Origin of the sequence: Paenibacillus sp. FSL H8-0122, from assembly GCF_038005345.1 — a bacterium.
GTDB lineage: Bacteria > Bacillota > Bacilli > Paenibacillales > Paenibacillaceae > Paenibacillus_AQ.
On sequence record NZ_JBBOTB010000001.1, the window covers coordinates 7,274,730 to 7,287,168 of the forward strand.

Consider the following 12,439-nt stretch of genomic DNA (forward strand, 5'->3'; position numbering starts at 1 on the left):
GGTCCATATGTAACAGCTTTCGAGGAGGGAAATGAAGATGAACAAAGGACGCGTTGTGAGCATTATGGGTCCGGTTGTCGATATTGAATTTGAACGCGGCCAGTTGCCCCAGATATTCAACGCCATCAAAATTGTTGCGAGCCTCAGCGATGGCCGCAGCATGGATCTGACTCTTGAAGTTTCCAATCATCTTGGAGATAACCTGGTGCGTTGTATCGCCATGTCCTCTACAGATGGACTGGTGCGCGGGATTGACGCTATTGACCAGGGAGTGCCGATCTCGGTTCCTGTCGGTGAAGCAACACTGGGCCGTGTATTTAACGTACTTGGCAATCCAATCGATAACGGTGCTGAAGTGGTGGCAGCAAGAAACCCGATTCACCGTCTCGCTCCTACCTTTGATGAGTTGTCAACTCAGGCAGAGGTTCTGGAGACCGGGATTAAGGTTATCGACTTGCTGGCCCCTTATGCCAAGGGCGGTAAAATCGGCCTGTTCGGCGGTGCCGGCGTAGGTAAAACAGTGACCATTCAGGAATTGATCAACAACATCGCACAGGAGCACGGCGGGATCTCCGTATTCGCCGGCGTTGGCGAGCGGACACGTGAGGGGAATGACCTCTATCACGAAATGACCGATTCCGGCGTTATCAAGAAAACGGCGATGGTCTTCGGACAAATGAATGAGCCTCCGGGCGCGCGTCTGCGCGTAGCACTGACCGGTCTGACCATGGCGGAATATTTCCGTGATGTGGAAGGCCGCGATACGCTGCTCTTTATCGATAACATCTTCCGCTTCACCCAGGCGGGTTCCGAAGTATCGGCCCTGCTCGGCCGGATGCCTTCTGCGGTAGGTTACCAGCCTACACTGGCTACAGAAATGGGTCAGCTGCAGGAACGGATTACGTCCACGAAGAAAGGCTCTGTTACATCCATCCAGGCGATCTACGTGCCTGCGGATGACTATACTGACCCTGCACCGGCTACGGCGTTTGCCCACTTGGATGCAACGACCAACCTGGAGCGTAAAATCTCCGAAAAAGGGATTTTCCCTGCGGTTGACCCGCTGGCTTCCAGCTCGCGGATGCTGGCACCGGAAATCGTCGGCGAAGAGCACTATAACGTGGCACAAGGCGTTAAGCAGCTGCTGCAGCGTTATACCGAGCTTCAGGATATCATTGCCATCCTCGGTATGGATGAGCTGAGTGAAGAGGATAAGGTCATTGTAGCCCGCGCCCGTAAGGTTGAGCGCTTCCTGTCCCAGCCGTTCCACGTAGCAGAGCAGTTCACCGGCTTCAAGGGCAAATACGTGCCGATCAAAGAAACCGTACGCAGCTTCAAGGAAATCCTGGAAGGTAAGCACGATGATCTTCCGGAAGTAGCGTTCCTGTTCGTAGGCACGATTGAAGAAGCCGTGGAAAAAGCGAAAACATTGTAACCCTAAGCATGCTATGCTGGGGGATCGGGCTTTATTCTGTAAAGCTTTGAGGAGGAATGGAAGTGAATACCTTTTTGCTCGAAATAGTTACTCCGGAGCATCTGGTCTACTCCAAGCAAGTGAACAGTCTGACGGTACGCGGCGTGAATGGTGAACTGGGGATTCTCCCGGGACATATTCCGCTCGTCACCCCGCTTCAGGTTGCTCCGCTTAGCGTTAAGGCGGACGGCGTTACAGTCTCCATCGCTGTGCATGGCGGCTTCGTTGAAGTGCACAAAGATAAGGTAACGGTGCTGGCTGAAAGTGCTGAGCTGCCCCGGGATATTGATGTGGAACGCGCTGAAGCGGCTAAGGAGCGGGCTGAGCGCCGCCTTAAGCTGCAAAGCAAGCAGGATGAGATCGATCACCGCCGTGCGGAGCTGGCATTACAGCGTGCTGTAACGCGGATCAAAGTTTCGACCGGCAAAGGACAACAGTAGCAGATAAGCGGTCAAGCCCTGGGCTTGACTGCTTTTTTTGAAAGAATTTATATGTTTTTGGGCCCCCGCAAGGGTGATGTTGCTTGCACGATTCTAGCAGATTATGAACATATCGTCATCAGATCTGCATATAAAGACCCAATTGTTTAAAATTTCGTAAAAGTACTGGATTCTTTTCCCCTGCACAAGTATGATATAAGAGTCGATTTCCGAGTACCTAACACAGGGGGCTAATATGAACACACGTTTATCCGCTGAGTTGTCGGGTGCAATCGGCACCAGCAATATGATTTCGATGGTTGTTTCTTTGATTTGCGTTGCATTATCCTGGTGGTCACTTCAGAACCTTAAGCTGGATTTGGTCATAAGATATCCCAAGAGCCCTCAGGGCAGACTGCTGCACCTGCTCTTGGCGATTGTTCTAGGTCACTTCGTGGCCGGGTTCCTGCTTGATTATCTGGGCTGGAGCGGACTTATAGGACGGATGTTTTAACGGCAGCAGCTTTGGTTATATCTGTATAGGCTGATGCAGTGAAAAAAGTGTCGAATAATAAGGTTTTATTATGTCAACACTGAAGTTAAGCAAGGAATCTGCACCTAAGACGCAATGGCGGAATATTCAATATCTTAACAGACGAATTTTAACCTCAAAATTAATTTCAGAAATAATGGACGCGGAGGGAAACCGAAATGAGCAAATTTATCGTCCGCGGTGGCAACAGATTGACCGGGAGCGTGAAAGTCAGCGGCGCAAAAAATTCCGTACTACCGATCATAGCCGCCTCTCTATTGGCAGAAGAAGGAGTCAGCGTCATTGTGGACGCACCTCCGTTAGACGATGTAATGACGATTAACAAGGTATTGGAATCTCTGGGTGCAGGTATTACATACCAGAACGATGTGATTGAAGTAGATGCCACTAATATTACTTCCTGTGAAGCACCATATGAATGGGTACGCAAAATGAGGGCTTCTTTCCTGGTTATGGGCCCGCTCCTGTCCCGTATGGGGCATACTCGTATTTCTCTGCCTGGCGGTTGTGCCATTGGAACTAGGCCGATTGACCAGCATTTGAAGGGTTTTGAAGCGCTTGGGGCCGAGATTAGTCTGGGCCAGGGCTATATTGATGCGAAAAGTAACGGGAGACTGCGCGGCGCCAAGATTTACCTGGATGTGGCCAGCGTAGGTGCGACCGAAAATATAATGATGGCTGCCGCGCTTGCCGAAGGCACCACAGTGATTGAGAACGCCGCAAAAGAGCCGGAGATTGTTGACCTTGCCAATTACCTGAACGGGATGGGCGGCATAGTACGCGGAGCCGGTACCGGAGTGATCCGGATTGAAGGCGTTGAGCGTATGCACGGCGTAAGACATCATGTCATTCCTGACCGGATCGAAGCTGGAACCTACATGGCGGCAGCGGCGATTACGGGCGGTGATGTGTATGTTGAGGGAGCTATTGCCGACCATCTGGGTCCGGTGATTGCCAAAATGGAGGAAATGGGCGTTACGATTATCCCGGATGAGAACGGAGTCCGTGTCATCAGCGACAAGCCGCTGAAGGCTGTCGATCTCAAGACATTACCTTACCCGGGATTCCCGACAGATATGCAGTCACAGATGATGGCGCTGCTGCTCCGTTCGGAAGGAACCAGCGTAGTGACAGAGACTGTCTTCGAGAACCGGTTCATGCATGTGGATGAATTCCACAACATGAATGCGGAGATCAAGATTGAGGGCCGTTCTGCAATCGTGACCGGCAATGCCAGTCTGGTCGGCGCTAAGGTATGTGCTACGGACCTGCGTGCAGGAGCTGCGCTTATTTTGGCAGGACTTGTGGCGGAAGGCACTACAGAAGTTAGCGGAACGCATCACATTGACCGCGGGTATGTGCACCTGGCTGAGAAGCTGTCAGGACTTGGTGCGGACATATGGCGGATTTCCATGGAAGAGTCGGCTGTTCCTGCTGCGAAGGAAGAAGCGCTTAAGCCTGAACCGGCCAGAAGCGAATCCTCCAAAGCCGAAGAGATCAGACCCCGTTTCCAGATTCAGCCGTCTTGGGTATAATAGTTATTCTTACAAGTATTAGGACCAGCCGCTTAGCGGCTGGTCCTTTTTTGGGGAATTTACCTTATATGTTCCGGGGGATTCCGCAACTCTCTTTCTCTCAAAATCCCGTTCTAGCAGGTGCCGCAAATTCATATCTATAAGAATCACCGGTGCTTACGGAAGGAGCCATAGAGATGAAAGAGTTAATCAACCTGCGCCGCATCCTGAAGCGTCCGCGCAGCGTAGCGCGCGCGCGGCGGCGCGGCGTGCGCCCCCTGCGGCGGCTGGCCCCCGCCGCCTGGCTGGCAGCGCCCCTGCTGGCGGCGCTGCTGCTGCCGCTGGCTGTTGTCCCGCAGCGCGGGGGACAACAGCCGCCGGCGCCCCCGGCTGTGCCGCAGGCCACGGCCGCTCCGGCGGCGCCGGCACCGGCTGCCGCAGAGGCGCCGCAGCCGGAGGTCTCCGTCTATTTGTCGCGGAGCGGACAAATAGAGACCCTGCCGCTGGAGGAATACGTCAGCGGCGTGCTGGCGGCCGAGATGCCGGCCGAATTTGAGCTCGAAGCGCTCAAGGCGCAGGCCGTAGCGGCCCGCACGTTCATTGCCCGCCGTCTGGTCGCCGGCGATCACAGCGGGGTACCCGTTCCCGAAGCGGATGTGAGCGATACGGTAAGCCATCAGGCTTACGTATCCCGGGCCGTGCTGGAACGGGACTGGGCGTCCGGCAGCAAACGCGCCGGACTGGCGAAGATCCGCCGCGCGGTCCTGGAGACGCGCGGGACCATCATGACCTATCAGGGGCAGCCGATCACGGCTTCCTTCTTCGCCTCCAGCGGAGGTTATACCGAGAACTCCGAGGAGTACTGGAATGCTGCGGTTCCCTATCTGCGCAGTGTAGCCAGCCCGTGGGAGCTGCAGATCACCCCGAACCTGGCGGTAAGCTACACCTTCAGCAATTCGGAGCTGCGCAGCAAGCTGGGCCTTGGAACCAAGGACCTTCCGGCAGCAGCCAGTCTGGGAGCTTCGGGCAAGGTGCTGCCGGTCTCCTCTCAATCCTCCACCAGCTTGCCAGCGGAGGTACTGTCGCTGACAGCCGGCCACCGGATCAAACAGATCTCTATCGGTGGGAAGGTGTTCACCGGGCGGGAAGTGAGAGAGAAGCTGGGGCTGCGCTCGAGCCAGTTCACCTGGAAGCGCCAAGCGGGGAAGGTACAGATCACCACGTATGGCAACGGCCACGGTGTCGGTATGAGCCAGTGGGGGGCGAACGGGATGGCGAAGCAGGGGAAGACAGCCACGCAGATTCTCAAACACTACTACAGCGGGGTCTCTTTTACCGGAATCTCAACTCTTCTGAAAAAATAATCTGCAAGATACGTATAAAAGCGAAGCGCCCGGTAACACTGGTTACTGAGGTGATAACCATATGAATGAACAAGACAAAATCAAATCAACCCATGATGAATCTCTCAAAAACAAGCAGGGAGATTCAGGCGCCAAGCCTTCTTCATGGAGCAGACTGTTATCCAAACGGTGGGTATTCCCGGCAGTCTACACGGCGGCAGCGGCACTTATACTAACCTTGGTGTGGGTCTATCAGGATGCCGGCCAGAAGCCGCTGAATCCGGACAACGCCGCGGTAGTATCCCAAGGTGAGGCCGGTAGCAAAACCGGAGCCGCAAACGGTGATCCCGAAGCCCTGGAAGTTGTCGCATCAGCCGAAAGCCTGGTCTGGCCGGTAGCAAGCCCGAGTGAAGTGGAAGTGGTCAAACCGTACTACGATGAGAACGGCACGGAAGAGAATCATATTGCGGCGATGGTGCAGTACAACAATACCTTTGTCACCAACACCGGAATTGATATTGCCCGTGAGGACAACAAGACGTTTGATGTGAAGGCGGCGCTCAGCGGTGAAGTCACCAGAGTGGAAGATGTTGCTGTACTGGGCAAGGTAATCGAGATTACCTCTCCCGGCGATCTGAAGACGGTCTATCAGAGTCTGGGTGAAACCAAAGTGAAGCAGGGCGATGAAGTGAAGCAGGGCGATACGCTGGCAACAGCGGGACGCAATGAGATGGAGAAGGATCTTGGCAACCATGTGCACTTTGAAGTGCATGAGGACGGCAAGATTGTGAATCCATCGGATCTGCTTCCGCAGCGTTAAGCCGAAATTTCCGCAGGGGGCGAAAGCCTCCTGTTTTTTTTATTTTCTACCCGAAATGGACAGTCAGGCAGGTTCTAATCACACAATAGGGCTGTTAAATACCCCTGATTGGGTTGTCCGACAAATTAAATGAGCCTTCCGGAGCTTGTCATGTCCTGAAAGCGCGAATATATAGGCCCGCCCCTCATATAATGTACCAAACTATTCACAGTTGGGAGGCGGGAGCGTGCACGATTACATCAAGGAACGTACCATTAAAATCGGACGCTGCATCGTGGAAACCAGGCACACGGTCCGGACCATTGCCAAGGAATTTGGCGTTTCAAAAAGCACGGTGCATAAAGATTTAACCGAACGGCTGCCGGAAATTAACCCGGATCTGGCTGATCAGGTGAAGCACATTCTCGAATATCACAAGTCCATCCGTCATCTTCGGGGGGGAGAAGCCACAAAAATTAAATATAAGAAAACAACAGGTAAGAAGCGTGAGGTTGCCGTAGCCTCCAAGCCATAAGATTTTCGGATTTTCGAGTCATAATTCAGCTTTATTCCATTGTGCACACCCCCTAAAGTATGGTATTTTTAAATTTGGTACTATCTAACTAATCTCAATTTAAAATAACACTTTGGGGGCTCTTTCATTATGCTTAGCAAGGATATCGGAATCGATCTCGGCACAGCCAATGTGCTGATTCATGTCAAGGGAAGGGGAGTCGTTCTGGATGAACCTTCCGTGGTCACACTTGAAAGTGATACGAAGAGAGTCCTTGCGGTTGGTGAACAGGCGCGCCGGATGGTTGGGCGCACACCTGGAAATATAATTACGATCCGTCCGCTCCGGGACGGGGTAATCGCTGATTTTGCCATTACGGAAATGATGCTCAAGCACTTTATTGACAGCGTCGGCGGCCGTACCTGGTATTCACGGCCCCGTATTTTGATTTGTGCTCCCACCAATATTACTTCAGTAGAACAGAAGTCCATCCGTGAGGCTGCAGAGCGCAGCGGGGCCAAAGAGGTATTTATGGAAGCAGAGCCCAAGGCTGCGGCTATCGGCGCAGGGATGGATATTTATCAGCCTAGCGGAAATATGGTCGTCGATATTGGCGGCGGAACGACGGATGTAGCCGTATTGTCCATGGGCGACGTCGTTACCGCCTCCTCCATCAAAATTGCAGGGGACAAGTTCGACGAGGCCATTTTAAGATATATTAAACAGAAATATAAGCTCCTGATCGGTGAACGTACGGCGGAGGATATCAAAGTGACCATCGGTTCGGTACGCCCGGGCGGGATGCAGGCAGAGATGGATATCCGCGGGCGTGATATGGTAAGCGGACTCCCCCAGACACTGACCATTTCATCCGGCGAGGTGAAGGAAGCGCTATGGGACCCGGTCTCTTCCATCGTGGCTGCGGCCAAGTCGGTGCTTGAGCGGACACCTCCCGAGCTGTCAGCGGACATTATAGACCGCGGAGTCGTATTGACCGGCGGCGGCGCTCTGCTTAACGGACTGGACGAGCTGCTCTCCGAGCAACTGCATGTTCCCGTCTGGATCGCTGAAGACCCGATGCATTGCGTAGTCAAAGGCACGGGAATTATGCTGGATCATTTGGACAAGGTGGTTAAGAAAAAGTTCTAGCCTGCCGATAATAAGGGAGAACAGCAGATTCAGATTCACAGAAGGGACTGACCTCATGCTTAGAGGACTATATACGGCCGCAGCAGGAATGGTAACACAGCAGCGCAGACATGATACAGCGACGCAGAACATTGCCAATTTGAATACAACGGGGTACAAGCAGGTTGACAGCGTCAGCCATGCCTTTCCCGAGGTGCTGATCTCCGCGATGAGCGGGGGCGTTCCGAAGCCTGTCGGGCGGATCAATACGGGAGTATTTGCCGAGCAGTCCGTGTCTCAATATCTGCAGGGCGACCTCATCGAGAGCGGCAAAAGCACAGATTTTGCGCTGTCTACCGACTTACAGGTAGAGGACCCGGATAATCCGGGCACCAATCTTGTGTTTGACGGCTCCGGTAAATATATCAGTCCTGACGGCGAGGTGACTTACCGGCCCCAGGCGTTCTTTACAGTTCAGGATAACGAAGGCAATAATTTATATACACGTAACGGAAGCTTTACCGTGGCTCCTACAGGGGAAGTGCTTAGCTCGGGCGGATTCAGAGTGCTGGGCAGTAACGGCAATCCGCTGCGGTTGACAGGGCCCCAGGATAACCTTACAGTGGACGGGCAGGGCAATCTGATTAACAATGCTACCGGACAGCCTTCAGGCACCCGGATCGGAATCAGCGTCATCACAAGACCGCAGGAGCTGGTACGTGACGGCAACGGGGTCTTCCATGCCGATGATGCGGAGGCCGCAGACATCCGCTTTTCTAATGGAACGGATAATCTGCAGGTACGGCAGGGTTACCTTGAGAACTCTAATGTGGATGCCACTCAGGTCACTGTGGATATGAACGCCGCTTACCGCGCTTATGAAGCGAATCAGAAAGTGATCCAGTTCTATGACAGCAGCCTGCAGAAGGCCGTGAATGAAGTCGGCCGGGTATAGCCGGGCTGCATGGACCATTACTGATGGTGTAAGCCAGTTTCTTCTTATCAAGCTAGTAGGAGGTTAGACCTGTGAACAACTCGACAATCGGTGCTTCTGTCTCAATGGCCAGTCTGCAGCAGCGGCTGGATATTATAGCGGATAACATTGCCAATATGAATACCAATGGTTATAAGAGCAAGCAAGGCTCGTTCGAGGATGTGCTTACCCGTGTGCAGCAGCAATCCAAGGATTATAACCAGCCTGGGCGCAGCATGCCGCTGGGCTTCAATATCGGCTTTGGTGTGCGTGTGCCTACAGTGTCAAGTAATTGGGAGGAAGGCACGCTCCAGGAGACAGGGAAGCCTACGGACTTGGCGCTTCAAGGCAATGGATTGTTCGGCGTTCAGGTGAACGGTGAAACAGCATATACCCGCCAGGGGAATTTCCACTTCACCCCGGATACAGCCAATAAGGATAAGATGATTCTTGTGGACAATACCGGCAATCCTGTGCTGGGTGCTAACGGTACTCCGCTCAGCGTAGGGGCTAATGTAAGTGCTGCTATTGATGAGCGCGGGCAGGTATGGATCAAGACGGATGAGAAACAGCCGCCTGTCCTGGCAGGCAGCTTAATGATAGTTGAGCCGCTCAGCAAGAATGCTTTGCAAGCTGTAGATGGTAATTTCTATGTATTGGCTGAGGGCGTGACAACGCAGCAGGCATTCGTGCCAAGAGCAGCGGGCGAAGCGAAGGATGTAGGCGTTCGCTCAGGCTATCTGGAATCCTCTAACGTGGATCTGAGCCGGGAAATGACGGAGATGATGCAGATTCAGCGTACGTATCAGCTTGCTGCCCGGGCGCTGTCCTCCAGTGACCAGATGCTGGGCCTGGCTAATAACATGCGCGCGTGAGGTGAAGGAATGAGTCGTGAGAAGGTTAAGACTGCACAGAAAGCAGAAGAGGAACAGCAGCAGCCGGTGAAGCGGCGCAGGATTAGGGCCTGGACCATTATCCAGTGGTTCCTGATTCCATTGCTGCTGGTTGCCGCGCTTGGAGGCGGGCTGGTCGTAGGGTATGTGATCCTCGGCAAAAAGGAACTAAGTGATGTGCTCCTGTGGAGCACGTGGAAGCATGTATATGATCTGGTGTTCGCACCTTAAAGCGTTATGGCATACCGATATCTGAGGCTCCCTTGTTGTGCAGGGGAGTTTTCTTTTTTATACTGAAAATTGTATAATGATGGCGTGCCCTAAGAGCGCCAAAAAGGGCCCTCTCCGCCATGCTGCCGCGTGCGGTGGAGAAAGCCCCTTATCTTAACCTCCACTGCTGCAGGTGGTGAAGGATAATTATAGTTTTTGCCGAAGCTGTCCATATTTATGCAGAGACGGCGGAGAATAAAACAAAAGTGCTGCTGTAGGCGGAGGTTCATAGACGCGGTTACAACCGAAGGGAGCTTTATAATCATGATGAATACCAATGAGATTCAAGAAATAATCCCCCACCGGCCCCCATTTCTGCTGGTGGACAGAATTACTGAAATAGAAATGGGCAAACGTGCGGTAGGCATCAAGAATGTTACAGTGAACGAGCCGTTTTTCGCCGGACACTTCCCTGGCTTCCCGGTGATGCCGGGTGTGCTGATTACGGAAGCCTTGGCTCAGGTGGGCGCTGTGGCTATTCTTGGCGTAGAAGCTAACCGGGGCAAAATCGGTTTTCTGGCCGGGCTTGACGGCTTCCGCTTCCGTGGACAGGTTGTTCCCGGCGATACCCTTGTGCTTGAGGTAGAGATTACCCGGCTTAAAGGCAGTATCGGCAAAGGACAAGCCACTGCCAAGGTGGACGGCAAGACGGTAGCTTCCGGCGAGATTATGTTCGCACTCAGCTAGTCCCTGTTATAAACTTATACATTATAGATGGAGAAGGAGAGATTGACATGACTGGATTAAGCCCTAAGGCGCAGGAGACTCTGACACGCTGGCTGCAGGACCCTTCTGTCGACGAGAACACCAAAGAAGAGCTGAAGGCTCTTGCCGGTGAACCCAAGGAACTGGAAGAACGATTCTATAGAGATCTTGAATTTGGTACAGGCGGTTTGCGTGGAGTCATCGGAGCAGGCAGTAATCGGATGAACCGTTATACTGTCGGCCGGGCTACTCAGGGCTTCGCTGATTACATTCTGGGGCAGCATACGGGAGAAGGCAGACCCTCGGTGGTTATTGCCCACGATTCCCGGCGCTTCTCGCCGGAATTCACGCTGGAGGCTGCGCTTGTACTCGCCGGCAACGGAATTGAGACCCACCTGTTCTCTTCCCTGCGCTCTACGCCGCAGTTGTCCTTTACCGTCCGTCATTTGAAGGCGTCTGGAGGCATTGTAATCACTGCCAGCCACAATCCGCCTGAATACAACGGATACAAGGTCTACAATGCCCAGGGCGGACAGCTGGTGCCGCATGAAGCGGAGAAGGTTATTGCTAATATTCTGAATGTGGACTCCTTCAACGGAGTGAAGCGCATGTCTCAGGAGGCTGCAGAGAGCGCAGGCCTGCTGCACTGGCTGGGGGCCGAAGAGGACGAGGCGTTTACGGATACGGTTGCTGCGGTAAGTGTCAGCCGTGAAGAGATTGCCTCTTCGCTGGGCCGTGACTTCTCCATTGTCTATACGCCGCTGCACGGGACAGGCAATCTTCCGGTCCGCCGTGTACTGGAGAAGATCGGCTTCACTCAGGTACATGTAGTTCCTGAGCAGGAACAGCCGGATTCCGAATTCTCTACCGTGAAATCACCGAATCCGGAGGAACGTGAAGCCTTCACGCTGGCGATGAAGCTGGGCGAAGAGCTGAATGCGGATCTGCTGATCGGTACAGACCCGGATGCTGACCGTATGGGCGCTGTGGTTCGTGACAACGAAGGCAAATTTGTAGTGCTGTCCGGGAATCAGTCCGGCGCGCTCATGATTCATTATTACCTGAGCCGTTTACAGGAACAAGGGAAGCTGCCGGCTAACGGCGCTGTAGTCAAGACCATTGTAACCAGTGAGATGGGGGCTGCTGTAGCCAGCCATTATGGCGCTACAGTGTTCAACACTCTGACCGGGTTCAAATATATCGGGGAGAAGATGAACCAGTTTGAGCAGTCCGGGGAGTACACGTATCTGTTCGGATATGAAGAAAGCTACGGCTATCTGGCCGGCAACTATGCCCGTGACAAGGATGCAGTCCTTGCTGCAATGCTGATCGCTGAAGCAGGTGCCTATTACAAGGCCCAGGGCAAGACCCTGTACGATGTGCTGCAAGAGCTGTATGCACAGTTCGGATACTTCCTGGAGAGCCTGGAATCCCGCACGCTGAAGGGCAAGGATGGAGTGGCCCAGATTCAGGGGATCATGAATGACTGGCGGACCAGCCCGCCGCACGAAATCGCCGGGGCATCCGTAACACAGGTGCTGGACTACTCCCTGGGACTGGACGGTCTGCCTAAGGAGAACGTGCTGAAATACTTGCTGTCGGACGGCTCCTGGTTCTGCCTGCGCCCTTCCGGCACGGAACCGAAGATCAAAGTGTATTTTGCCGTGGTGGGTGAATCTCTGGACAACGCCAAGCACAAGGTTGCGGAACTGACCAGTCAGGTTATGGCACGGGTAGACGGGAAATAATAAGCAATAGATAACTTCCCTGCGGAAACGGAGCTGCTCCAGATGGACAGACCTCCGTTTCCGCTTCAATTTGCCGCTGGCAAGAGGGTCGGCGTCTGTAAGTAGC

At 53.5% G+C, this 12,439-nt stretch carries 13 protein-coding genes; all 13 read left to right on the forward strand.

The genetic code is table 11. The features are described from left to right. The first annotated feature begins 37 nt into the window (after window positions 1-37). A complete protein-coding gene (gene atpD / locus NSS64_RS31280; RefSeq protein ID WP_076084533.1) occupies window positions 38-1,435 on the forward strand; it encodes a F0F1 ATP synthase subunit beta in 1,398 nt (465 codons plus the stop codon). A 62-nt stretch (window positions 1,436-1,497) separates the two neighbouring features. Beyond that, a complete protein-coding gene (locus NSS64_RS31285; RefSeq protein WP_036699230.1) occupies window positions 1,498-1,914 on the forward strand; it encodes a F0F1 ATP synthase subunit epsilon in 417 nt (138 codons plus the stop codon). Window positions 1,915-2,149: 235 nt separating this feature from the next. Further along, a complete protein-coding gene (locus tag NSS64_RS31290) occupies window positions 2,150-2,407 on the forward strand; it encodes a DUF1146 family protein (protein WP_340946548.1) in 258 nt (85 codons plus the stop codon). A 197-nt stretch (window positions 2,408-2,604) separates the two neighbouring features. Continuing rightward, window positions 2,605-3,981, forward strand: a complete 1,377-nt coding sequence (gene murA / locus NSS64_RS31295; RefSeq protein ID WP_036699206.1) for a UDP-N-acetylglucosamine 1-carboxyvinyltransferase — start codon at window positions 2,605-2,607, stop codon at window positions 3,979-3,981. 176 nt (window positions 3,982-4,157) lie between these two features. Beyond that, window positions 4,158-5,324: a stage II sporulation protein D gene (spoIID, locus tag NSS64_RS31300; protein WP_341142658.1), complete on the forward strand. Its 1,167-nt coding sequence runs from the start codon at window positions 4,158-4,160 to the stop codon at window positions 5,322-5,324. 61 nt (window positions 5,325-5,385) lie between these two features. After that, window positions 5,386-6,123, forward strand: coding sequence for a M23 family metallopeptidase (locus tag NSS64_RS31305; protein ID WP_340946550.1), 738 nt, complete (start codon window positions 5,386-5,388; stop codon window positions 6,121-6,123). Between the two features lie 226 nt (window positions 6,124-6,349). Further along, window positions 6,350-6,637: a sporulation transcriptional regulator SpoIIID gene (spoIIID, locus tag NSS64_RS31310; RefSeq protein WP_019915029.1), complete on the forward strand. Its 288-nt coding sequence runs from the start codon at window positions 6,350-6,352 to the stop codon at window positions 6,635-6,637. Between the two features lie 129 nt (window positions 6,638-6,766). Then, window positions 6,767-7,765, forward strand: coding sequence for a rod shape-determining protein (locus NSS64_RS31315; protein WP_341142659.1), 999 nt, complete (start codon window positions 6,767-6,769; stop codon window positions 7,763-7,765). Window positions 7,766-7,820: 55 nt separating this feature from the next. Beyond that, window positions 7,821-8,699, forward strand: coding sequence for a flagellar hook-basal body protein (locus NSS64_RS31320; protein WP_341142660.1), 879 nt, complete (start codon window positions 7,821-7,823; stop codon window positions 8,697-8,699). A gap of 71 nt (window positions 8,700-8,770) precedes the next feature. Continuing rightward, a complete protein-coding gene (locus NSS64_RS31325) occupies window positions 8,771-9,592 on the forward strand; it encodes a flagellar hook-basal body protein (protein WP_341142661.1) in 822 nt (273 codons plus the stop codon). Window positions 9,593-9,601: 9 nt separating this feature from the next. Further along, a complete protein-coding gene (locus NSS64_RS31330) occupies window positions 9,602-9,841 on the forward strand; it encodes a DNA-directed RNA polymerase subunit beta (RefSeq protein WP_036699259.1) in 240 nt (79 codons plus the stop codon). 303 nt (window positions 9,842-10,144) lie between these two features. Next, window positions 10,145-10,567 carry a 3-hydroxyacyl-ACP dehydratase FabZ gene (gene fabZ, locus NSS64_RS31335; RefSeq protein ID WP_339251866.1) on the forward strand — a complete coding sequence of 141 codons (423 nt, stop codon included), beginning with the start codon at window positions 10,145-10,147 and terminating at the stop codon, window positions 10,565-10,567. Between the two features lie 47 nt (window positions 10,568-10,614). Beyond that, window positions 10,615-12,333, forward strand: coding sequence for a phospho-sugar mutase (locus tag NSS64_RS31340; protein WP_341142662.1), 1,719 nt, complete (start codon window positions 10,615-10,617; stop codon window positions 12,331-12,333). Window positions 12,334-12,439: the final 106 nt, after the last annotated feature.

Bases quoted from the DNA above. Each gene is read 5' to 3' on its own strand.
- murA (WP_036699206.1), top strand. From the start codon at position 2,605: ATGAGCAAATTTATCGTCCGCGGTGGCAACAGATTGACCGGGAGCGTG.
- fabZ (WP_339251866.1), top strand. From the start codon at position 10,145: ATGATGAATACCAATGAGATTCAAGAAATAATCCCCCACCGGCCCCCA.
- NSS64_RS31320 (WP_341142660.1), top strand. From the start codon at position 7,821: ATGCTTAGAGGACTATATACGGCCGCAGCAGGAATGGTAACACAGCAG.
- NSS64_RS31315 (WP_341142659.1), top strand. From the start codon at position 6,767: ATGCTTAGCAAGGATATCGGAATCGATCTCGGCACAGCCAATGTGCTG.
- spoIID (WP_341142658.1), top strand. From the start codon at position 4,158: ATGAAAGAGTTAATCAACCTGCGCCGCATCCTGAAGCGTCCGCGCAGC.
- NSS64_RS31340 (WP_341142662.1), top strand. From the start codon at position 10,615: ATGACTGGATTAAGCCCTAAGGCGCAGGAGACTCTGACACGCTGGCTG.
- NSS64_RS31290 (WP_340946548.1), top strand. From the start codon at position 2,150: ATGAACACACGTTTATCCGCTGAGTTGTCGGGTGCAATCGGCACCAGC.
- NSS64_RS31305 (WP_340946550.1), top strand. From the start codon at position 5,386: ATGAATGAACAAGACAAAATCAAATCAACCCATGATGAATCTCTCAAA.
- NSS64_RS31330 (WP_036699259.1), top strand. From the start codon at position 9,602: ATGAGTCGTGAGAAGGTTAAGACTGCACAGAAAGCAGAAGAGGAACAG.
- atpD (WP_076084533.1), top strand. From the start codon at position 38: ATGAACAAAGGACGCGTTGTGAGCATTATGGGTCCGGTTGTCGATATT.